Raw genomic sequence first — 24,107 nt, forward strand, 5'->3', positions numbered from 1 at the left:
CCCTACCTTTCTAAAAGTCTCGCACGGTATTTTTCCGCAGATAAATCTCGTAATGCACTACATTCATCCTCTGTTAAGATGCGGGGCTGGCCCAAAATTGAACTGTAGGTAAATACTTTGGCAGATTCCTCTGTTAACTGCATGAAGAAGAATGCTTCCTTCATCGTTTTTCCTACGGTTAATACACCATGATTACGCATTATCATGACATCCGTGTCACTTACTAGTTCGGCAACCTTTTCGGCAAGCAACGAAGTTGTTGGGATAACATAATCGATATATCCCACTTTCTTTACCATCGCTGGAAAGTCTGGGAATAATGGTGGAATATCCTTACCGGCAGTAGCAACGGCAACAGAGTATGTGGGATGTGCATGTAAACATGCATTGATACTTGGGTTCTTCCGGAAACACTCTAGATGCATTAATACTTCTGAGGAAGGACGAATTTTGCTTTCATAATGCCCTGTTTCAATATGCACTTTCACCCACTCATGATCTGCAATTTCTTTTAGGTCGAATCCACTTGGAGAAATATACATATAATCCCCATCTCTCATACTTAGATTTCCTCCCGCACCAACAACAAGACCACTACTTACTAATTCTTTTGCATATTTTTGAAGCTCTTGTATCACTTTTGACATATGCTGGCCCCTCCCTCTATTTCCTTTTGAAGTTGCTCTAGTAACTCTATTTGCATTAACATTTCGTTCCATGTATAGCGAGATTCCGTTTCTCCTAAAAGTACTTGGTGGAAATGTTCAATCTGCAAATGATAAGCATCTCCTTCGAGATAGATTTGCTCTTTCTCCTGATCTCTAAAAATTTCGATTACACCCGTATGATGATTTAGATCTGTTCGAAAGGCGATTGGCAGCCGGATGTTGCCTTTTGTACCGACGATATCTACATTTTGTGAGAAGCTACCAAAAAAACTGGAATCTATAATTCCCACTACATCATTTTCATAGAGAAGATTTCCTGCTATGTGAACATCTAATGGGCCCTTTTTAGAGTGGATTACTTGTAATTTCTTTACGCCTTCTTCTAGGAGAAGTTGTTGGATATTAATACAGTAACAACCAATATCTCGTAGAACGCCGCCTCCTAAGGAGGGATTAATGCGAATATCATTTTCCCAATCTACTAGTTCAAAATGAAACTGACTACGAATCGTTACTATATCCCCAATTATGCCTTCATCAAGCAATCGCTTCGTCTCTCTGATTTGGGGATGATAACGGTACATAAAAGCTTCAAGGATGAACAAACCCTTTTCACTTGCCTTTTCTTTAATCTGCAAAAGCTCACTTTTTGTAAGAACAATCGGTTTTTCAACTAAAACGTGCTTTCCATACTCAATCGATTTCATCACCCAATGAAAATGTTCACTATTAGGTAGTGGAATATAGACAGCTTCAATTTCCTCAACTTTCAATAGCTGTTCATAATCGTCAAAAGTGTAGGATATGTTGTATTGCTCTTTAAGTTTGCTTACAGATTTAGATTTACTAGCAATTGCAACAATTTCACCACCTGCTTTTTGGATAGCTGGTAATACTTTTTCCTTTGCAATTGTAGCTGCTCCCAATATCCCCCACCGAATTACCATTGTCTTAACCTCCTTAGAAGAGGAGCTGCTTAATTTCAGCTCCTCAACTCAAATCACTTATTCATAAATAGCTGATTGAATTTCTTCGCTTTCGAGATTATCTTTGTCGTACCAATAGAATCCAGTATCAATTTGCTTTTCAACTGTCTCGCCGTTAATCGCTGCAACTGCTGCTTTTACTGTTTCATAACCAATACCCATTGGATTTTGTGTTACGGCTCCGGCCATTACCTCATTTTTAATTGCATCGATTTGTTGCTTACCTGAATCAAAACCAACCAGGGTAATTTCTCCAATTTTATTCATTTCTTGAACAGCGTTTATAACACCGATCGCTGAACCTTCATTTGATCCAAAAATACCTTTTAAGTCTGGGTGTGCTTGCATAATTGCTTTTGCTAAGTCTGTTGATTTCAAGTGATCTCCACCACCGTATTGAATATCAACTATTTCAATATTCGGATATTTCTCTTCAATTTGATTGACAAACCCATCACGGCGACTAATACCTGTAATAGAAGTTTGGTCATGAACAACTAAAGCGACTTTTCCTTCTTCCCCAATCAACTCTGCCATTTTATCTGCTGCAAGTGCTGCCGCTGCTTCATTATCAGTGGAAGCTGTTGCTAATGGAATATCACTCTCTACACCAGAGTCAAAAGCAATAACTGGAATATCCTCATTTTGTGCCGTTTCTAATAACCCTACTGATGCTTGAGAATCAAGCGCTGCAAACCCGATTGCGTCAGGCTTTTTATCTAATGCCGCTTGCAGCATTTCGATTTGTTTGTCGACTTGAGATTCACTCTCAGGACCTTCAAAAGTAATCTCTACATCAAATTCTTCGGCAGCTTGTTCAGCCCCTTGTTTTACCGCTTGCCAGAATTGATGCTGAAAACCTTTCGATACAATTGCTACATACGGTTTGTCGCTGCCCTCTCCAGAAGCATCAGTTGAGCCTTGTGAATCTGCAGACTCAGATGATGAACTACCGTTTTCACTACATGCCACCAGTAATAAACCCAGCAACAGCATAATACCCATTAACCAAAAACGTTTTTTCATAGAAACATCCCCCTTGGATCTTACTGTCTTGTATAATAGCCAACAATGGCTTAATACCGTTTTTATCATTTCCCCATTAGTATTACTTCTTTCTTCTACGTAAAATATCCATATATACAGCAAAGATAATGACTACCCCAACTACAACTGTTTGCCATTCTTGTGGGATGGAAAGTACTCGTAATCCATTTGTTAGTACACTCATTATTAAGGCACCAATAATAGTCCCGATAATAGTCCCTTTTCCTCCACTTAATGACGTTCCTCCAATTACCACAGCTGCAATCGCTTCCAATTCATACCCTTGACCAAGGGCTGGTTGAGCCGAATTTAGACGTGAAGCCATTAATACACCAGCAATCCCTGTAAATACTCCAGCTAAACCATAAATTGCAATTTTCCAACGATCCACACTAATCCCCGATAGTTTTGTTGCTTCTTCATTACTTCCAATTGCAAAATTAAATCGCCCAAGGATGGTCTTAGATAAAATGACTGCAGCAATAATACCTAATACGAAAAAGATTAAGACCGCATTCGGTATATCAATTCCCGGAATGATGGTACCTAGGGCAATCTTGGAGAAGAATTCATTGTCCGTAAAATAAATAGGAGCCGCATCTGATATTACTAAAGCTAACCCTTTGGCAATCATCATCATGGCAAGTGTTGCAACAAATGGTGGAATACCTAGTTTTGTAATGGCAAATCCACAAAGCATTCCACATAGTGCCCCTGTTAAAATGCCTCCGATTATCCCAAAGATAATTGGCAAATTCGCATTTACAATGATTACTCCTGTCATGACTGAGCTTAAGGTCATTACTGTACCAACCGATAAATCAATGCCACCAGTGATAATGACGAAAGTTGCCCCTAAAGCCAAAATGCCAATTACCGCTGTTGAAAGTAAAATACCGATAACATTACTCCACTGCATGAAATTCGGTGAAGCAATCGAGAAAAAGATAACCAAAACTACTAAACTTCCAATTGCCAAAAATTGTTGCAATTTTCCCCCTGTTGTTTTTTTCAATTTTGGCGTTTCTAATTGTCCTTGTATTGAATCCGCTTTCAAAATTGACACCCCCTTTTTCAATCTCTATAAGCTGTTGCAAGTTCCATAATTTTCTCTTGGCTAGCATCTACTGCATCGATTATTCCTGTCATCCTGCCTTCTGACATGACAGCAATTCGATGGCTCATTCTTAAAATTTCCGGCAGCTCCGAAGAAATCATAATAATGGATTTCCCTTGGTTCGCTAAATCCTCCAATAGTTTATAAATTTCACCCTTTGCACCCACATCAATACCTCGTGTTGGTTCATCAAATATTAAAATATCGCAATCTCTTAAGAGCCATTTTGAAATTACGACTTTTTGTTGATTTCCTCCTGACAAAAAACGTATTTGTTGGTGAATGGAAGGCGTTTTTATTTTTAGCTTCTCGACAAAATGTTCAGCTGTTTTAGCAATTTTATCTTCCTGCACAAATCCACCTCGTTGGAAATTTTGTACAGAAGCAAGGGTTACATTCGTCTTTACATCCATATCCAATAGTAGACCTAAATGCTTGCGATCCTCTGTCAAAAAGCCAATCCCCTTTTGTACAGCTTGAGTTGGATTTGAAATTTTCACCTTTTTACCATTTAAATAAATTTCACCTGACTTTATCTTATCGATTCCAAAGATTGCATTCGCAACTTCTGTGCGACCAGCGCCCATCAATCCTGCGAATCCCAAAATTTCGCCCCTTCGCAGGGCAAAGGACACTCCTTTTAGATTCGTATTAGTTGAAACATTTTTCATTTCTAATACAACTTCACTATTATCCTTTTGAATGTTCGGTTTTGACTCAATGTAAACTTCACGCCCCACCATTAAATGAATGACTTGTTTTATATCTGTCTCGCTGGTTTGTAGTGTGTCTACATATTCACCATCACGCATAATAGTAATTCGATCTGAAATACGTTTCAGTTCATCCATTCGGTGTGAAATATAAATAATTCCTACACCTGACTTTTTCAAATTTTCGATAATCTCAAATAACACGTCGATTTCTGGCTCTGTTAAAGCAGTGGTAGGTTCATCCATTATTAAAATTTTCGATTCGTAAGAAAGCGCTTTCGCGATTTCCACCATTTGTTGCTTTGCAATTGTTAAGTGTTCAATTTTTGTTTTAGGATCTAAATCGAGTGATAGTTGATCAAACAGGTTTCTTGTCATTTGGTTCAATTCCTGATCCTTTATGAATAAGTTCATGAAACCTTTGGGTTCTCTTCCGATGAAAATATTCTCAGCAATAGTTAAATCTTTCATTAGGTTCAATTCCTGATGGATCATGGATATCCCTAATTCGGTTGCTTTCTTTGTGTCAGTTACCTCGACCTTTTCTCCGTTTAGCAGAATTTCCCCTTGATCCGCTTTATGAATGCCTGTCAAAATTTTCATTAAGGTAGACTTTCCTGCTCCATTTTCACCAATTAAAGCAAGTACTTCCCCCTTGTTTAGATCGATAGAAACATTCGATAAGGCTTGAACTCCTGGAAATGCTTTAGATATATCGCGCATTTCTAACAGTTTTGACATCCCCAATCACCCCCAACTTTAGTGTAACTTCACTATTACGCTATTCTCCGACAAGTAATTTAATTTCTGCGTTCTCTAATTTCTGCAAGTATTGTAAATCTGCCTTCTTATCGACGATCAAATAGTCAAGCACATTCATATCTTCAATAAATACAAACGAACGTTTATTTATTTTTGAATAATCGAGAAGTAATATTTTCTCTTCAGCCATTTCTATTACTTCTCTTTTGACTGCGGCTTGTTGTTCATTTGAATCACTAATGCCCCAATCCATATCAAATGCTTTACAGGAGAAAAAGATTTTATTGATATGATAGTACTTGATTGTCCGAATAGCTGATGGCCCTACTAGTGATAAAGATGATTTAGTTAAATTGCCGCCAGTCATCACAACTTGAATATTCGAACGACTAAATAATTCATAAGCAATTAAGATCGAATTAGTTATAACGGTCAAATTAATATTCGGTAGTTCTTTAGCTAAATAGAGCGATGTTGAACTTGCATCTAAAAATATGACATCCTTTTCTTGAATAAGCTGCTTTGCAACATTGACAATACTCATTTTTTCTTCTCGATTTAAAATCGTTCGGTCGTTAAAAGGAATTTCATCATCGTCACGACTTTCAACTGTAATTGCTCCACCATGAGTACGAACCAATTTATTCTCTGCTTCTAGTTTTTCAAGATCACGACGAATTGTTTCAACAGTGACCTTAAACTTTTCACTTAACTGAGCAACTTTAACGTTCCCTTGAGCATTAAGCTCTCTCACTATTTGTATTTGCCTTTCTTCAGCAAACATTCACATTCTCCTATTCTGTTACGACACCTTTTTTTAAGATGATATTGGCGTAAAGCGCATTATCACTTGTAGCCACAATGGCATAAGCACTTTTTGCTCTTTCGTAAAACTCGAAACGCTCTAGATATTGGGCTTTAAAATGGGTTTCTTCATTTCTCACAATCTCTTCATATTCTTTCCAAATAGAAGGCCGTTTTACTTCAACTCCATGCATCATCAAGGAAACTGGATTTTCAACATACGTGTCTAAAGGCATTAGATGTAATATGCCTGCTAGTATGGCCGGAATATTGTTTCCATCTAATCTCACCAGTCTTTTAGCATGGGAGGCAGCTGGAAAGTTGCCATCAGCAAGAACAATTTCATCTCCATGGCCCATTTCCATAAGGATTTTCATCAAATCGGGCGAAATACAACATTTTATATTTTTGAGCATGTGGTTTCACCTTTGTTTAATTGGATTTTATTTTATATTATCAATATTTTCTAAATATTCAATAAGAATTTTTGGGCATTTTCGAGAGTTTTTTCGACATTTTATAAAATTATCATTGTCATATAACTTTATTGAATAGTTATAGCTTGAAATACTCTATAGTTTTACCTTTCGTGCTTACTTTTCGGTTTTTTTATATAATAAAAATTGTCGAAAAGTTTTTGAAAATTTTCCTTGTAGAGGATTTTTCATTTCTTTAATCGAAATAAACAATTAAGAAGTAGATTATTGAAAGGACATACGAACATGAATCAACCAATTTTATGTATAGGGGAACTTTTAATCGATTTCTTTAGTACGGATCGAAATGCCAATTTAGTAGATAGCGATATGTTTACGAAACGAGCTGGTGGGGCCCCCGCAAATGTCTGTGCAGCTATCGCGAAACTTGGTGGGAAAGCTCACTTTTGTGGAAAAGTAGGGAATGATGCCTTTGGTGATTTTCTGAAAAATTCCCTGGAGAAAGTAAATGTAAATACAACTCTCTTAGTGAAAGACAATACTCATCCAACCACGCTAGCCTTCGTTTCATTGCAGGAAGATGGGCAGCGTGATTTTATTTTCAATCGTGGTGCAGATGCCTATTTATCGATTGATGAAATTCCCCAAAATATATTTGAATCTATGAAGCATGTCCATTTCGGCTCTGCCACCGCCCTTCTTCCAGGTCCGTTGCAACAGACTTATAGAACTTTATTTAAAACGGCTAAAGACAACCAGTCCTATATTTCCTTTGACCCAAATTTCCGAACTGATTTATGGAAGGGACAAGAAGCCGAGTTCGTAAAGTTGGCACGTGATTTAATTGCCGAATGTGATTTTTTAAAGGTAAGTGATGAGGAGCTAACTCTGTTAACCAATGAAACCGATATAACAAAAGCGGTTTCCGAGCTTCACCGCCTCGGAGCTGAATGTATTGCAATCACTCTTGGAAAAGATGGAACTTTTCTTTCTTACAAAGGCGCCACTGCCATTATGCCTAGTATTCCGATTCATGCAGTCGATACGACTGGTGCTGGCGATGCATTTGTAGGAGCAACCCTTTATCAACTTAGTAAGTTTGAAAGCCCTCATTCTTTAAACTTTACGGAATGGCAAAAAATCGTACATTTTAGCAACAAAACAGCCGCGAAGGTCTGTGAAAAGGTTGGGGCTATCGAAGCTTTACCCACTCTAGCGGAAGTTCAAAGCATATAAAAAGGGTAATCTCATGGGGCGCGAACACCCCATGAGATTACCCATATCTTTTATTCTACTTCTAATGTTGGTGTGTGCATGGCATCTACTTTTTTCGGACCAACCATGTTAAATAAAATATTTAAAATAATTGCCGTTACAGAGCCACAAACAATACCGTTTGAAGTTAAGACCGAAGCCCATTCCGGTAAAACCGCGAAGATATTTGGAACAAAAACAACTCCTGCTCCTAAACCGACTGCGATTGCTGCTACCATGGCATTCTCAGGAGAACGCATGATTTCAGGTGCCAGCATTGTAATTCCTTGTGTTACGACCATACCGAACATGGCAAGCATTGCCCCTCCTAATACAGCTGTCGGAATAATTGTTGTTAAAGCTGCTACTTTTGGCAAGAAACCAAGTACTACTAATAAGGCACCTGTAATGAAGATGACTTTGCGTTCTTTTACACCTGTCATTTTTAATAGCCCTACATTTTGAGAGAATGTTGTATAAGGGAACGCATTAAAAATCCCACCAATAATTGAAGCTAAACCTTCTGAACGATATCCACGAGATAAGTCTTTTGAGTCTACTGGTTTTTTCGTAATATCACTAAGCGCAAAATAAACACCTGATGATTCTACTAAAGACACCATTGCTACCAATGTCATTGTAATGATTGCCCCAATATCAAAGGTTGGTGTTCCAAAATAGAACGGTTGCACCATATGGAACCAAGAAGCATCGACAACTGGCGAAAAGTCAACTTTCCCAAAGAAAGCCGCAAGAACTGTCCCAACTACTAACCCAAGTAAAATTGAGATAGAGCGTGTAAATCCAGTAGTAAAGCGATAGATCAATAGAATGAAGAGTAACGTAATCATAGCTAAAGAAACGTTTATTGCAGAGCCGAAATCTTCTGCACCTTGTCCTCCACCCATGTTATTTACTGCTACCGGAATTAATGAAATACCAATGATTGTTACAACAGATCCTGTTACGATAGGCGGAAAGAACTTTACTAGTTTCCCGAAAACCCCGGATATTACAATTACAATTATCCCTGAAGCAATGATGGCTCCATAAATTGCGCCAATTCCTTTATCAGAACCAATTGCAATAATTGGACTTACCGCTGTAAATGTACAGCCTAATACAACTGGTAAACCAATACCGAATGCTTTACCTCTCATTACTTGCAGAAGTGTTGCAATACCACACATCATAATATCAATTGCTACCAAATACGTCATTTGCGTTGAATCAAACCCTAAAGCCCCTCCGATAATCAGTGGAACTAAAATGGCGCCTGCATACATCGCAAGTAAATGTTGAATTCCAAGTGTTGTTGCTTTTACATTATTCATGGGAACAATATCCTCCTAATGATGTTTGTTTATTAGTCGAAAAACTCAACTTGTCCATTTGCTAAAGATTTAATGTTCGCTAAAGATTCAATCCGAATTCCTTGTTCACGTAAAAGCATTCCGCCTTGCTGGAAGCCTTTTTCAATGACAATCCCTACACCAATTACATTGGAACCAGCCTGACGAGCGATTTCAAGCAAGCCTTTCACCGCTTCTCCATTTGCTAAAAAGTCATCAATAATCAACACATTGTCATCTGCTGATAAGAAGTCTTTTGAAACAGAAATTTCATTTGTTTCATTTTTTGTAAAAGAATGTACTTCTGATGAATAAAGGTTGCCTGACAGTGTTAAAGATTTTCTTTTACGCGCAAATACAACCGGTGCTCCAATTGTCAGTCCCAGCATTGTCGCTGGCGCAATACCTGAAGATTCAATTGTTAAGACTTTTGTAATGATTTCATTTGAATAACGGTTTGCAAATTCTTCACCAATCTCTTTCATCAATAATGGATCGATTTGATGATTTAAAAAAGAATCTACCTTTAAGACTGTATCTGATAGAACCTTTCCTTCTTTAAGAATTTTATCTTTTAATAGTTGCATGCTAGAATTCCCTCTCTTTGTGGTTTGTACTATTGGATTATAGGCTTTAGTTACATACACTTGATTTAATTTCCAATAAGGTATTGTCCTAAAAAACAAAAAACTCGAAAAACTTATTCCGCTATGAGCAGAACAAGTCTTTCGAGTTGAAGGTTCGAAAGTTAATAGAGTCGAAATTGCTTATAACAGCTCATTCGAAACTAAACATTGTCTCTCTCATAGTCAACTTATTTACGGTAAGTCGGTAGAAACTTGCGAGCCATATTCCCGCTATTATATGAGTGAAATATAAAGGCTGTTGTGAAACAGCTGAATGTTAAGTTTTCGTTAAGAATGTCCTCATTATAAACATGGATTCTATTGATTGCAATAACATACCAAATAATAAAATGATTCTAATTATTCGGAAATTAGCTATTTATTTTACCAACATCGAAGATAATGTTCGTTTTTTCCCTTAAAACGTTCTATTTATTACAGATTATTTCAATAATTCTTCTATAGTAGCTTTAAATTCTATAAAGGTTTTCCCTTCTTTTCCAAAAGCCCCCATACTTCTGCAAACCAAGATGTTCACATTTCGGCCATTGTTCAAACGAAGTTTAGCGATGACCCCTTTTTGTTCCAAAGTCTGTACAGAAATCGCCATGTCTTCTACTTCAATATCTTCTAATTGCTCTTTAAAATGTTCCATAAACAGTTTATAAGCTGGTGAGCCTTGAATGACCAAAATTTCCGGTTCAAGTTCATTAATTACGTCTGTAAATATATCGAAGCCCTTTAAATATAAAGGATCCCTATCTTTTTTCAATTGTTTAAATTCTGCATTTTCCAAATTAAGACAATTAATACTGGAAAGGACAACTTGTTCGTTCAAGTTTTCTTTTACCCAAGACGCAAAATTCAAAGAGCCCTTGTATTCCCGCGATGCTTCCCCGATTTCATCTTGAAATAAATCACCAAATAAACTGGAATCAACTAATGTTTCAGCTAAGATTTCAAAATCTGAAGTATTTACTTGTATCAATGGTTCTGGAGTAGCTCCAACAAGTAGCATTTTTGATTTATACGGGTTGCCTTGTGACTGAAATGGTAAAAATAGCATTTCTCCTGATTGATCGTCTATTACCCAACGCTGAATTTTTTTTAAAAAGCCCGCTGATACTGCCATATTCTTCTACTCCTTTTACCTCTAGTGCTTAAATTTACTATATCCATTATAGCAAGTACGCCTTTCAAAATAATAAGAAAAGTTTAATTTCCTCATATGAAAAAAATCGGTAAAACCCATCTAATGAATTTTACCGATTGTAAATTATCTATGTGTATCAACATCGCACTCTTTTAAAGGTACAATTTTCGTTTTATATTTAATTTTATAGCCTAACCATAAAGCAATAAAGAGCGGAATCCCGATATAGGATACTGCAATTCCATACCAGTCAATCGACCCTAGAGAAAATGCTGTATAGTTTTGCCCCACAATAACAATCAAACAAACGATTAATGCAAATAAAGGTCCAAATGGATAGAATCGTGCTTTATAAGGAAGCAAGTTTATATCATGTCCTTGTAATACATAGGCTTTACGGAAACGGTAATGGCTGATGGCAATCCCCACCCAAGCGATAAATCCGGATAATCCGGATGCATTCAATAGCCACATGTATACAACACCATCCCCAAAGAAGGAAGATAAAAAGGCAAGACATCCCACAGCTAATGTTGCTAGTAAAGCATAGACCGGAATCCCTCTTTTAGATAGCTTGGCAAAGATTTTAGGCGCTTTGCCATCTACCGCCAGCTGCCAAAGCATACGAGATGATGCATAAAGTCCAGAGTTTCCTGCAGAAAGCATCGCCGTTAAAATAATCGCATTCATTACTGATGCAGCAAAAGCAATTCCTAATTTATCAAAAACTAATGTAAATGGCGAAACCGCTATATCCTCAGATAACAATCTTGAATCTGTATATGGAATCAGTAAGCCAATAGCTAAAATAGCTAAAATATAAAATAATAAAATTCTCCAAAATACTGAGCGAACAGCTTTTGGAATATTCTTTCCCGGGTCATCTGTTTCCCCTGCTGTAATTCCTAACAGTTCTGTCCCTTGGAATGAAAAACCTGCTGCTAAGAAAATACCGAAAATGGCAAGGAAGCCACCATTAAATGGAGCATCTCCCACAAAGAAGTTCCCAAATCCAATTGGATCATGACCTTGTAAAATGCCAAAGATCATTAAGAACGAAACAATGATAAATACGATAACTGTAATCACTTTGATCATCGCAAACCAATATTCACTTTCCCCATAAGCTCTTACAGATAACAGATTAAATGTTAATACAACCGCAATAAATAATACTGTCCATAGAGCCGATGAACTATCAGGGAACCAATACTTCATAATAAGTGATACAGCAGATATTTCGGCGGCAATTGTAATTGCCCAGTTATACCAATAATTCCAACCCATGGCAAATCCAAAGGCGGGATCAACAAACTTTGTTGCATATGTACTAAAAGATCCCGAAGTTGGCATGAAAGCAGCCATTTCCCCAAGACTTGTCATCAGGAAATACACCATGATCCCAATCACTGCGTATGCAACAAGTGCACCACCCGGACCAGCCTGTGCAATGGAAGCACCACTGGCTAAAAATAAGCCTGTCCCTATTGTTCCACCAAGAGAGATCATCGCAATATGACGACTTTTCAATCCCCTTTTTAGCTCAGGTTGATTATTTTTCTTACTATTTTTGTCACTCATGCAAAAAAATCTCCTTTAAAATACACTTACTTTAGTATGTCCAATTTATCCAACAGAAACGTTATATGATGTAAAAAATAAAAACCATCACAAATGCGATGGTATGTTTACTTAAATAGTGATAGTAACTTTATATAAGGGCCTTGCAGTTCAAAACTTCTCCATATTCGTGCCTTACTGCTCTCCCGAGAATAAAGTTAACATTCCTTGGCATACTTTTTTCTATGAAAGTTTGCCCCCGCTGTGATAAATAAACTATAGGTGTACATACATCGAAGCTATGTGATTTTATTGAAATCACCACTATCCCAAAGTCACATTAAGTTGTAAGATAGAGGTTGGTTTAAATAATAGTGTAACATGAAAAATACTATTTTTTAATTTGTAGAATTTTCACATACATTTTGGAGGAATAATATGACTACAACAAATACGACACATAAAACGAAGAAGTTGCACATTACAACCTCGACATGGGTATTCGTCGTAGCTATTATTTTCCTGGCGAGCACAATGAGAACACCATTAACGGGGGTTGGACCCGTTATTTCTTCTATTCGAGAAGGACTTGGGATTTCTAATGTCCTTGCCGGTTTTTTAACTACGATTCCCTTGCTTGCTTTTGCCGTGGTATCCCCCTTCGCACCGAGTATTTCTCGAAGGGTTGGCATGGAAAAAACATTATTTTATTCGATTATTTTACTTACAATCGGAATTATTTTACGTTCACTCGGTACAACATCACTATTAATTTTCGGAACGGTATTAATTGGGGTTGCCATTTCTTTTGGCAACGTATTAGTATCAAGCTTCTTTAAATTAAAATACCCATTGCATATCGGATTATTAACAGGTATTTATACAGTATCGATGAATATCTCTGCTGCAGTTGCTGTTGGTATCAGTAACCCCATCGCAAAAAATACTTCATGGGGCTGGCAAGGTGCCCTCGGGGTTTCTGTTATTTTAACGCTGATTACATTAATTGTATGGCTTCCTGTGCTTCGAGGAGATAAAGTTGACTTAAATACACTTTCAAACAATACAGCCAACACACCAGAGATTAAAATATGGAAAAAACCTTTAGCTTGGGCAATTGCGATTTCAATGGGATTTCAATCGCTGTTATTTTATTGTTCCATCTCTTGGTTGCCAGAAATATTAGTTTCACAAGGATATAGTGCCGATAAAGCCGGCTGGTTGACTTCCGTGATGCAGATGTCCCAAATACCGATGACATTCCTTATACCGATTATTGCCGAGAAGTTACGTTCTCAACGTCCCATTGTGTATATGTTTTCCATACTTTATGTCATAGGATTTGCAGGATTGTTCCTCGAACTTACTGATTTCACTGTATTATGGATGATTTGTATCGGCTTAGCAGGTGGGGCTTCCTTCGGGAGTATCATGATGCTCTTTACTTTACGCACAAAGACAGCCTATGAAGCCGCACAAATTTCCGGGTTCGCTCAATCCATCGGCTATTTGCTTGCTGCAGCGGGTCCGGTATTATTCGGATTTCTTCATGATGCCACAGGAAGCTGGAACTCACCGAATATCCTATTTATCGTGTCTGCATTGATTTTATTCATTACTGCATTCATCAGTGCAAAGAATCGTTATTTATAAAGATCATCAGAGTTAAAAGCAAACGTATGTACCCTTTTTATGTTACAATAGTATAAATTGTAAGCTAAAGGGGTTTACCTTGTTGGGAAAGAACAAAGAAAAAAAGAAATCAAGAATTCGATTAATTCCTATACTCGGCTTACTTGCTATTGGCTATGCTGGATGGCACTATACAGGAACAACGAACGGCGCCATTGCTGCTGTAGTTATTTTCCTGCTTCTGCTCATCGTTTTTAAAATCTGGCTAAGTACAAGAGGATCGGCTCGGTTAAGAAAGGCCGGCATTAGAGAAATTGATGAGATGACAGGTGAAGAATTTGAGGAGTATCTAGGTCACCTTTTTAATAAACGTGGCTATCAGGTTTCCTATACCAAGGCATCCGGAGATTATGGAGCCGATTTAATCCTGGAGGACCGAGACGACATTATCGCTGTCCAGGCAAAACGCTACTCTGGAACTGTTGGCGTAAAAGCCGTTCAGGAAATTATCGGTGCCTTAAGAATGTACGAAGCAACTCAAGGCTGGGTTGTGACAAATAGCTACTTCACTAGACAAGCCGAAAAATTAGCCGAGTCAAACGATGTTTATTTAATTGACCGCGACGAATTAATCGATATGATTTTGAAGAAACGATAGAGTGAACCAAGGAGCATCTCATTTTATACTGAGCTTGCTCCTTTTCTTATTAAAAGGGGCTTTTTTGATAAAAGTAATTTGGTTTTTTTATAAGATTGTCAATCGGTTTATGGAAAATATGTGTAGTTGCAGGGGACACCGGTGGAATCAGCCATGACCAATTTCCCGTTACTTGCCGAATCGCCTCTTCCTCCTGTTGTTCAAACAATTTAAACTGTTGGGCTGCAGTATGATGATCTACTATATTAACCCCATCCTCTTTAAAAGAATGAAGAACGGCAAGATTCAACTCAACAAGAGCTCGGTCCTTCCAGAGTGTAATATTCGATTTTGTATCAAGTCCCAATACGTGAGCAACGGTTGGCAATAAATTATAACGGTTCACATCTGCAAAATTCCGCGCCCCTATTTCGGTACCCATATACCAACCATTAAATGGAGCCGCTTTAAATTCTATTCCACCCACACTTAACTTCATATTGGAAACCATGGGTACAGCATACCATTTCAAATTTAACCGAGATAGTTCCTCATATTGTGGATGACGGATAGCCACTTCCAATACGTATTTTTTCGGAATTTCATATAGAGAAGGCTTGTTCTTGCCTATTTGAATTACTAAAGGTAATACATCAAAGGGTGTTCGCTCACCATTCCATCCCAGTTCCTCACATAGCTTTGTAAGATCAATAGAATCTGGATCGCCAACAATTCCATTCTCTGTTTCATATCCCGCATAACGGATTAGTTGATAATTCCATATCCTTATTAGATTCGGCTTAAAAACTGTAATCGTTGGACGAATTTTCCTACCATTCGTAGCATATTCAATATGTCGAAGAAGCGCCTCGTAAATCTCTTCCTCAGTTTCCAAATGACGTTCGTCAAATACTTGTAACGAATTCCAAAAAAGTCTTCCTATACAACGGTTACTATTTCTCCACGCAACCCTTGCACCAAATGTTAACTCTTCAGTCGTTGGAATAAACTCTTTAACTTGTTCAATTTCATCTAACCGATTGCGTAACCATTGATCTGATAATGCGGTTTCACTCTTATATAAACTTAAAAATTCGATTGCTTCTATACGTTGTTTTTCATTTTGCTCATAGTATTGGGTCATAGTCCGTTCCTCCATAGCCCTATTTTATAGAAACGAAATTCATGAACTCAATGAAAGAGTAGTCAGCGAAAAGATGTACTTTATATACTTGACTAAGAATAGACAAAATTATAGTGAGAGCGGAAGGTTGATTTAGAAATGGTTCAGTTCAGAGGCTGGTGGTTTGGAACAGTTTGGGCTTGATTGTGCTTCGAATTCTCATTGTATTTGAGTTTGAGACACTTTTAGCTTGATGGAACTTCGGTTTGTCACATTATTAGGCTGTTCGGGACTATTTGAGCTTGGTGGATCTTCGGTTTGTCACATTAAGAGTGAGTTTGGGACACTTTGAGCTTGATGAAGCTTCGGTTTGTCACATTAAGAGGCTGTTCGGGACTATTTGAGTTTGATGGAGCTTCGGTTTGTTACATTAGGAAGGAGTTTGTGACAGTACGAGCTTGGTCCAATTAGAAGCTTTGTATAGTGCTTCAATCAGCTCATGAAGGCCTTCTCCATCAATAAATTACCTCACAAAGTGCTTCATCCATCCTATGAAGACCTTCTTCATCACAAACTACCTCTACAAAGTACTTCATTCACTTCATGAAGCCCTTCTCCACCACCAACTACCTCCATAAAACGCTTCATCCACACCGACCGGCCTAATAACCTCAAATCCCATATCAAAATTCATCCCTTACAAACTCAACAATCTCACAACTTTCAAAGGGGTTTTTTTCCTTTCCATAATTAATATTTATCTTATATAATAATAGATATAAAGATTGACCGAGAAAATCAAAGCCCTATCATTTTCAATTAGAACACTCTATTTTCAATAAGAGTGATTTACCTCACAGTTTATATGGATATCATTCTACTAAAATGATCTCATGAATCTCTCGATGACAAACGCATTAAACCTACTTAAACCAGCATACGATACAACTTTCACTTACAACCCATTACTCAAAAAAAGTCGATCTCCCCAATGTAAATTAATCAATTTTAAAAATAGTTAATTAAATATAAATATTTCTTAAAAAGAATTATTATAATTTAGTAGATATTATGATTTGTATTTGCTATACTCTTTTTTGAAGAGATTTATTTTAAATTAGGAGGTACAAACATGACAAACAATAATCAACGTTTGACTACTACTACTGGTACTCCAGTTGTAAGCAATGATAATGCATTGACAGCTGGTCGCCGTGGCCCAATTCTATTACAAGACGTTTTCTTAATTGAGAAATTAGCAAACTTTAACCGTGAAGTTATTCCAGAACGCCGTATGCACGCTAAAGGTTCAGGTGCATTTGGTACGTTCACAGTAACTCATGACATTACAAAATATACAAAAGCAAATATCTTCTCTGAAGTTGGGAAGCAAACAGAAATGTTTGCTCGTTTCTCTACAGTAGCTGGTGAACGTGGAGCAGCTGACGCAGAGCGCGATATCCGTGGATTCGCACTTAAATTTTACACAGAAGAAGGTAACTGGGACTTAGTTGGTAACAACACACCTGTATTCTTCTTCCGTGACCCCCTTCACTTCCCAGATTTAAACCACGTTGTTAAACGTGACCCAAAAACTAACATGCACAATGCAAATAGTAACTGGGATTTCTGGACTAGCCTACCAGAGGCATTACACCAAGTAACAATTGTAATGTCTGAGCGCGGAATTCCAGATGGTTACCGTCACATGCACGGATTCGGATCTCACACTTACTCAATGATCAACGCTGACAATGAGCGCGTTTATGTGAAATTCCACTTCCGTACTGAGCAAGGCATCAAAAACTTATCTGGTGAAGAAGCAGCAAAAGTTATCGGTCAAGACCGTGAATCTTCACAACGTGACCTATTCGATTCAATCGAAAATGGTGATTTCCCTAAATGGAAAATGTACATCCAAGTGATGACGGAAGAGCAAGCTCGTAATTCTAAAGATAACCCATTCGATTTAACTAAAGTTTGGTACAAATCTGAGTACCCACTAATCCCAGTTGGTGAATTCGAGTTAAACAAAAACGCAGAAAACTACTTCGCTGATGTAGAGCAAGCAGCATTTGCTCCATCTAACGTAGTACCTGGTATTGGGTTCTCACCTGACCGTATGTTACAAGCTCGTCTATTCGCTTACCAAGACGCAACTCGTTACCGTTTAGGTGTAAACCATTACCAGATTCCAGTTAACCAGCCACGTTGCCCATTCATGGTATACCACCGCGATGGACAAGGCCGTGTTGACGGAAACAATGGAAGTGCAATTTCTTACTATCCAAACAGCTATGGCGCTCTGCAAGCTCAACCACAATATAAAGAGCCTGCTTTAGCATTAGATGGTGGTGCTGACATCTATGACTTCCGCGAAGATGACAACAACTACTTCGAGCAACCAGGTAAATTATTCAACTTAATGTCTGTAGAACAAAAAGAATCTTTATTCCAAAACACTGCAGAAAACTTACAAGGTGTAGAAGAGTTCATTCAACGCCGCCACATCTTGCACTGCTACTTAGCTGATCCAGCTTACGGTGAAGGTGTTGCAAAAGCTCTTGGCTTAACTTTAGACGGCATGGATCTTTCAAACCCTTACTTAGCTAAAGTAGGTCAATAATTAAATACCGGATAGGACCAAATAAAGGCTTATCTATACTTATCATTGATATCCAATCCAATATAAAAGCTTCGCAATCTATTGTTTGAATAGATTACGAAGCTTTTTAGCATTTCTTGAAAAGTAATTCCTCAAACCGTCTTGTATAAATTCTCGTTTTTCTATACTAGCTTCTAAACTTAGATAATAAAAGTATATATGTAAAAAAAAGAGTTGCTTACGAAAAAGCAACTCTGCGTCAATTTAAATTTTAAACTGTTGTACTTCTGTTTTAAGTTCCTCAGCCAGATTCGCAAGGGATTTTGCTGACGAATTGATTTCTTCCATTGATGCTAGTTGTTCCTCAGTAGACGCTGCTACTTCTTCAGAACTTGCGGCATTTTCCTGTGCTACCTCTGTTAGGGCTTTAGCGGTCGCTACCACATCTTGAACACTCGCAGAAATTCGTTCCATCGTTGCAGTCATTTCTTCTATCTCAGGAGTAATATTTCGCGTATTTCCAATGATTTGCAGGAATTTATCCGATGTTGCTTCGGTCACCGTTAGACCTTGATTGGCATTCTCAAGAACTTCGCTCATCATTTTTACTGAAATCTCTGTGTCTTTTTGAATACTCGTAATAATTTCTCCAATGAGTTTTGTAGATGATTGTGATTGTTCCGCTAATTTTCTAACCTCGTCTGCCACAACTGCGAACCCTTTTCCATGTTCCCCAGCTCTTGCTGCTTCAATTGCAGCGTTTAAGGCAAGTAAGTTTGTTTGGTCTGCAATCCCGCTTATGACATTCAGAATCTCACCAATTTCTCTAGAGCGAGAGGCCAACGATTGAATCATTTCATTTGATTTACCTACCGACTCATTAATATATTTCATTTGGTCTAGATTCGCCTCTACTGATTTTCTACCTAATTCGGCCTCAGTTGATGATTCTCTCGCAAGTTCCGTTACACCCTTAGATTTTTCGGATACTCTAGAGATACTTTGAAGTATTTTTTCTAGCGATTTCTCATTTTCCTCAAGTTTTTCTGAAGATTTTTCGACTCCGCTCGCAATTTCCTGGATGGCTGAAGACACTTGTTCAGTTGCATAAGTTGTTTGATTAGAACTTGCTCCTAATTGCTCAGACGAAGATGCTAAGTGATCAATTGTTTGTTTCAATCTGGCAATAATGCCAGTTAACGTGTTTACCATACTATTGAAACTGTTGCCAAGTTTACCGATTTCATCATCATTTTGAACTTGTATCTGTTCTGTAAAGTCGCCATCAGCAACTTTATTTGCAGAATGAATTAATGAATTAATCGGTTTTGTTATTGAACGAATGACAAATATGATTACAATACTACTTACTATTAAACTAATAATTAGAACAATAATTGTATTAATAAGGATTGGCATTGCATTTTCGTCAACATCATTTGAAACCATTGTTCCAGCTATTTTCCATCCAGTTAACTCATTTGTTGTAAAGAACATATCCTTTTTCTCTTTACCCTCATACAAATAGTTGAATGTTCCTGAATCACTCTTGTATAAGTTATTATTTTGCGCATTGTCTGGTGCTACAGAACCGATTTCTTTAGAAGGATGATATATAAATTTATGTTCTTCATCTAATACGTAGGCATATCCTGTATTACCAATAGTGACTTCCGCTGCTAGTTTTTTTAGCGCCTCTAAACTAACGTTTGCAGCAACTACACCTTGTCCATCTTTTGTAGTTTTAGCGATTGAAACAACTAAGCTCCCAGTAGATGATGAAATATAGGGTGCCGTGATAATAGCTTTTCCTTCATTCTCCATTGCTTCTTGGTACCAAAAACGAGTTGTTGGATCAAAGTCTGGTGGATTTTCAAAAGTAGAAGGAACATTAATATAGACACCCTTTTCTGTTCCAATAAATACTAGCTCTGAATCTAAATTGGTATTTGCGTAGTTAGCAAGTTGATTCGTTACATTCTCGCTAACGCCTATATTCGAGTTCTCTTGTACTTGAACCTCAGAAGCATTAATGCTGTCCGCAAGTACTTCAATATCTCTAATTCTCGGTTCAATAAAATTATCGATTGTACGATTTAGATGCTCAACCGAAATATTCGCAGTGTGCGCCATGTCTTCTCTAACTACACCTTTTGCAAAATTAAAAGCAAATCCTCCGACAATAATTGCCGGTATAAATAGGATCAATAAAAACGATGTCCATAACTTCGTTTTCAATGTTCCGGTAAATTTAAGACTTTTTATTCTCTTTTGTTTATTCATTAGGTTACTTTTGATACTCCTCTATATAGTGAGTTTGTGACTAATATCATAGTATAGCACAATATATAATTATTATTATTTTAAATAGCAAAGTAACAATTATTTAGAGTAAAACAATCTAAAATGTACAAAAAATAGATTAAAATAGATTTAGTTCTATTTTACTATGTATAGCTAATTTGAATTTTTGGATACTTATGAAAATTATATGAAATTTTAATTACACTTGGAATGCTAATAGGAATATTGTTATATGGGATTACTAGTTGCTTGTTCAGGAAGTGACTCGCACGTATGTATGTTCTGACTGGGGTTTTAAACCTTATTAAAAAAAATAAAATTTTAAATAAAAAAACAGACTGGCTTAGCATATAACCAGTCTGTCCTACTATTTTCTTCAAGATAAAGTTAATTCACTGAGTGATAATTAATATCTGTCAATATTGCACTAACCTTATCAAGACGCTCTTTGGTTTGTTCGGGATAATTAATTGCAAGGGCACTGATGATATAATCAGCAAGAAACATTGATGATACGGCAGAATTATGAAAAGCGATACTACTTGAATTACATGGCAAAACTAAGTCTGAATGGGAAGCAAGTGGTGATGAATAACTGTCAGTAATGGAAATAATTTTTACACCATTTTTTTTTGCTGTTTGTGCAAAATCAATAATTCTTCGAGCATAGCGAGGGAAGCTTATTGCGATGACTAAATCATTTTCATCCATATTCACAACATTATCTATCCAATCACTTACATCAGCCACTACAAGGCTCGTATTGCCAAAAAGTCGATTTAGTCCATGCGTTAAGTACTGCGCAACTGGCAACCCACTCCTTACACTGGTACAAATAATCCGCTTTGCCGACAAAATCGCTTTCTGTGCTTTCTCGAGGTCCTCTTGTGATATCATATCAATAGTATTTTGTATATTATTAATCTGCTTTTCTACATATCTACCCCAAAGATCGTCCTGTTCAATTCCTTTAATATTGGCTTCAAGTCTAGTCTGTGGAGCAGCCTGGTTTCTTAAGTTTTCCTGCAGTCCTTTTTGAAATTCAGTGTAACCCGAGTAGCCGAGGTTAAACGTTAGCCTCATTATCGTTGTTGTACTTGTTTTTACTACACCTGCAAGTTGATCTACTGTCAAAAAGGCTACATCCAGTGGATGTTTAATAATATAATCTGCAACTTTCCGTTGTGTTTCTGTTAATTCTCCAATCTTTTGCTGTAATTTTACGATCGGATTTTCCATGATATCTCTCCAGACATGTGATCACGTGGTAAATTTTCCACCTTAATTCATTTGAGAAAATATTATCACGATTTCACTTTCTTGTAAAAAGGAAACTTATCTGGATGAATCAATCTTATTACCCCTCACACATAAAAGATACCAGGTATCCAAACGGTAGAAAAAACCGTTACCAATGAAAGCGAATCCACAATCTGGTCAACTTATAAACTATAAAGCAACCCTTACATGATTTGCCCCAAGTTCATCCCCATAAATCGGGATAAGAGGTGTGCTTCCAGCAATACTCACCATAAAGAGTACAGTGCATGTAAAAATAAAATATTTATTAATTGATCTTCCTTTTTTCACATAATCTCAGCCCTTCCACTTAATCTTATATGAAAAAGAAGAGCAGACAGACCAGTTAAAAACGTCTGCTTGCTTTATTTTAGCGAACTAGTTCTAGTTCCTCACTGACCTCATCTGAAGAATATACTGTCTCTTCATTCGCTTTTTCTTTAGGAAAATAACCGAGAATGAATCCGAAAATACCTGCTATCGCACTGATTATGAATGTTGGATTCGCAAATAATTCCCAAGATTTTATAATCCAATCCCCTTTTTGGAACAGGAGACCAGCCAACTGACCAAGGACAAGGCATGTTCCACCGACAATAAACAACATTAGACATGTTTTAAATAAAAATGCGATTATATTTCTCAAATTTCCCACTCTCCTTTATACAAATACCGGTAATATTCCCATTGCAATTAAAAAGCCAATCAATAAGATAGGAACAACATAGTATACTACTAACGGCGCAAATGTCTTTTCAGGACTTGCACCTGCAAGCGAGGCAGCAATAAATATCGATCCGGAAGCAGGCGGTGATGCCCCTTCTGTGGATGCAAAAACAAGAATTGCGACCACTGCAAGCAATGGATCCACGCCCGCTGACACCATCGCTGTGAAAGCAACTATTCCAATAGCTGTTAAAGTAGCTGTTGATGACAAAGGACCCGCAACAAGTGCAACAAGAAGCGAAATAAACAGTACCATTAACCATTTAGAAATTGCGATAGACTCCATTAAAGTTGTTAAATCACTAGGAAGTCCGAGATCGGTCAGTACTTGGCTAGATGCGTAAGCGAAAACAAGCAATGCACCGATTGTTGAGAAGCGAGGAATTGCTTTATTTAAAAAATCTGACCAACCAGATGCTGATTTAGGCAAACTCTTCCACCCAACCAGTATACTTATCAAGATGATTAAAATCGGTATCCACGTGATAAGTGAGATACTGTCCATTGCTTCTTCCCCAATATTTGGGTTATACATAAAACTATCTGCAAGGGGACCAATCGTGACAACAATCGGTATTAAAGCTCCAAAGAAGATTAATGTTGATTTCCACCCTGTCTTTAAGGCTTTTTTCAGCGGTTGAATAAACTCTGGTGAAATCGGTTTGATATTATCCCGTTTAACGAAATACATGATAAGGAACACACGATAAATAACTTGATAAACTCCTGAAATAAACAAGGCTACATACAAGTCACCCTCAGAAACAACAGCTGCTATAGGTGCGAATCCAAGCATGATGAACATCGAAGAACTAGGAGGTAATGCTGCACCGAGACCACCATTGCCGGCTACAATAGTAGCTGTTCTTTCCCTTGTAAAACTGGACTGCACCATCCATGGTGCTGTAATGGAACCTGTAGTAGCAGTATTGCCAGAGTTCGATCCTGCAAGCGTTCCCATTACAGCCGATGCGATTGTATCTACGTATGCAGCACCACCAGGAAGACGACCAAGCAATGAGTTTAAAATTTTCACTAGACTTGTAATGATAGCAGTATGATCAATGACATACGCCATAAACACAAACGCCACAGATGCATATAAAACTTCATTTGTAGCAGCAAATACAAGTCCATTCCAAATTAGTTCGAAAAACTCCGCTCCCCCAAACAAAGAAGTTGCGATGAAACCTGCTAACATTGCCTCTGCTATGTTACGTTTAAGAACGAGGTTCCAAAAAACAATTATCCCTATAAATACTAATAACGCCCAAATCCCAACACCCATACATACACCCTCTT

The 24,107-nt window shown here is 37.4% G+C and carries 20 protein-coding genes and 1 riboswitch; of the genes, 4 read left to right on the top strand and 16 right to left on the bottom strand.

The window, feature by feature from the left end:
- Positions 1–2: 2 nt before the first annotated feature.
- The 7 genes from ACFQU5_RS18920 to ACFQU5_RS18950 form a co-directional block, all read right to left on the bottom strand.
- Positions 3–647: a class II aldolase/adducin family protein gene (locus tag ACFQU5_RS18920; protein WP_390291532.1), complete on the bottom strand. Its 645-nt coding sequence runs from the start codon at positions 645–647 to the stop codon at positions 3–5.
- Positions 635–1,615, bottom strand: coding sequence for a Gfo/Idh/MocA family protein (locus tag ACFQU5_RS18925; RefSeq protein WP_390291535.1), 981 nt, complete (start codon positions 1,613–1,615; stop codon positions 635–637). Before ACFQU5_RS18925 ends, ACFQU5_RS18920 begins: the two co-directional genes overlap by 13 nt.
- A gap of 57 nt (positions 1,616–1,672) precedes the next feature.
- Complete coding sequence (locus ACFQU5_RS18930) at positions 1,673–2,680, bottom strand: ABC transporter substrate-binding protein (RefSeq protein ID WP_390291538.1); 1,008 nt, start codon at positions 2,678–2,680, stop codon at positions 1,673–1,675.
- A gap of 82 nt (positions 2,681–2,762) precedes the next feature.
- Positions 2,763–3,758, bottom strand: coding sequence for an ABC transporter permease (locus tag ACFQU5_RS18935; protein ID WP_390291541.1), 996 nt, complete (start codon positions 3,756–3,758; stop codon positions 2,763–2,765).
- A gap of 17 nt (positions 3,759–3,775) precedes the next feature.
- Positions 3,776–5,272 carry a sugar ABC transporter ATP-binding protein gene (locus tag ACFQU5_RS18940; RefSeq protein WP_390291544.1) on the bottom strand — a complete coding sequence of 499 codons (1,497 nt, stop codon included), beginning with the start codon at positions 5,270–5,272 and terminating at the stop codon, positions 3,776–3,778.
- A gap of 40 nt (positions 5,273–5,312) precedes the next feature.
- Positions 5,313–6,077, bottom strand: coding sequence for a DeoR/GlpR family DNA-binding transcription regulator (locus ACFQU5_RS18945; RefSeq protein ID WP_390291547.1), 765 nt, complete (start codon positions 6,075–6,077; stop codon positions 5,313–5,315).
- A 10-nt stretch (positions 6,078–6,087) separates the two neighbouring features.
- Positions 6,088–6,513, bottom strand: coding sequence for an RbsD/FucU family protein (locus ACFQU5_RS18950; RefSeq protein WP_390291550.1), 426 nt, complete (start codon positions 6,511–6,513; stop codon positions 6,088–6,090).
- 306 nt (positions 6,514–6,819) lie between these two features.
- Between ACFQU5_RS18950 and ACFQU5_RS18955 the strand changes: the two genes are divergently transcribed.
- Positions 6,820–7,770, top strand: a complete 951-nt coding sequence (locus ACFQU5_RS18955) for a carbohydrate kinase family protein (RefSeq protein ID WP_390291553.1) — start codon at positions 6,820–6,822, stop codon at positions 7,768–7,770.
- 50 nt (positions 7,771–7,820) lie between these two features.
- Here ACFQU5_RS18955 and ACFQU5_RS18960 read toward each other — a convergent pair whose 3' ends face one another.
- The 4 genes from ACFQU5_RS18960 to ACFQU5_RS18975 form a co-directional block, all read right to left on the bottom strand.
- The gene (locus ACFQU5_RS18960; RefSeq protein WP_390291557.1) at positions 7,821–9,122 is read right to left on the bottom strand and encodes a nucleobase:cation symporter-2 family protein; all 1,302 of its coding nucleotides are present in this window, start codon (positions 9,120–9,122) and stop codon (positions 7,821–7,823) included.
- Positions 9,123–9,154: 32 nt separating this feature from the next.
- Positions 9,155–9,727 (bottom strand): xanthine phosphoribosyltransferase, encoded by a 573-nt coding sequence (locus ACFQU5_RS18965; RefSeq protein ID WP_390291560.1) that lies wholly within the window; start codon positions 9,725–9,727, stop codon positions 9,155–9,157.
- Positions 9,728–9,926: 199 nt separating this feature from the next.
- Positions 9,927–10,028: riboswitch (purine riboswitch) on the bottom strand.
- 180 nt (positions 10,029–10,208) lie between these two features.
- The gene (locus ACFQU5_RS18970; RefSeq protein ID WP_390291563.1) at positions 10,209–10,898 is read right to left on the bottom strand and encodes a hypothetical protein; all 690 of its coding nucleotides are present in this window, start codon (positions 10,896–10,898) and stop codon (positions 10,209–10,211) included.
- 144 nt (positions 10,899–11,042) lie between these two features.
- A complete protein-coding gene (locus tag ACFQU5_RS18975; RefSeq protein WP_390291566.1) occupies positions 11,043–12,500 on the bottom strand; it encodes an amino acid permease in 1,458 nt (485 codons plus the stop codon).
- Positions 12,501–12,917: 417 nt separating this feature from the next.
- Here ACFQU5_RS18975 and ACFQU5_RS18980 point away from each other — a divergent pair, with 417 nt between their 5' ends.
- Entirely contained in the window at positions 12,918–14,132 is a 1,215-nt protein-coding gene (locus ACFQU5_RS18980; protein ID WP_390291569.1) for a CynX/NimT family MFS transporter, read from the top strand.
- Between the two features lie 82 nt (positions 14,133–14,214).
- Positions 14,215–14,769, top strand: a complete 555-nt coding sequence (locus tag ACFQU5_RS18985) for a restriction endonuclease (protein ID WP_390291572.1) — start codon at positions 14,215–14,217, stop codon at positions 14,767–14,769.
- A 49-nt stretch (positions 14,770–14,818) separates the two neighbouring features.
- On the opposite strand, the gene ACFQU5_RS18990 is transcribed toward ACFQU5_RS18985, so the two are convergent.
- Positions 14,819–15,892: a nitric oxide synthase oxygenase gene (locus ACFQU5_RS18990; RefSeq protein ID WP_390291575.1), complete on the bottom strand. Its 1,074-nt coding sequence runs from the start codon at positions 15,890–15,892 to the stop codon at positions 14,819–14,821.
- A gap of 1,111 nt (positions 15,893–17,003) precedes the next feature.
- On the opposite strand from ACFQU5_RS18990, the gene ACFQU5_RS18995 reads away from it, so the two are divergent.
- Positions 17,004–18,497, top strand: a complete 1,494-nt coding sequence (locus tag ACFQU5_RS18995) for a catalase (RefSeq protein WP_390291578.1) — start codon at positions 17,004–17,006, stop codon at positions 18,495–18,497.
- Positions 18,498–18,740: 243 nt separating this feature from the next.
- Here ACFQU5_RS18995 and ACFQU5_RS19000 read toward each other — a convergent pair whose 3' ends face one another.
- The 4 genes from ACFQU5_RS19000 to ACFQU5_RS19015 form a co-directional block, all read right to left on the bottom strand.
- Positions 18,741–20,759, bottom strand: coding sequence for a methyl-accepting chemotaxis protein (locus ACFQU5_RS19000; protein ID WP_390291581.1), 2,019 nt, complete (start codon positions 20,757–20,759; stop codon positions 18,741–18,743).
- 408 nt (positions 20,760–21,167) lie between these two features.
- Positions 21,168–22,019 carry a MurR/RpiR family transcriptional regulator gene (locus ACFQU5_RS19005; RefSeq protein ID WP_390291584.1) on the bottom strand — a complete coding sequence of 284 codons (852 nt, stop codon included), beginning with the start codon at positions 22,017–22,019 and terminating at the stop codon, positions 21,168–21,170.
- 430 nt (positions 22,020–22,449) lie between these two features.
- A complete protein-coding gene (locus ACFQU5_RS19010) occupies positions 22,450–22,725 on the bottom strand; it encodes a hypothetical protein (protein ID WP_390291587.1) in 276 nt (91 codons plus the stop codon).
- A gap of 15 nt (positions 22,726–22,740) precedes the next feature.
- Positions 22,741–24,093: a TRAP transporter large permease subunit gene (locus ACFQU5_RS19015; RefSeq protein WP_390291590.1), complete on the bottom strand. Its 1,353-nt coding sequence runs from the start codon at positions 24,091–24,093 to the stop codon at positions 22,741–22,743.
- Positions 24,094–24,107 lie beyond the last annotated feature (14 nt).

It is taken from the genome of Ureibacillus sp. GCM10028918 (assembly GCF_042666115.1).
GTDB lineage: Bacteria > Bacillota > Bacilli > Bacillales_A > Planococcaceae > Ureibacillus.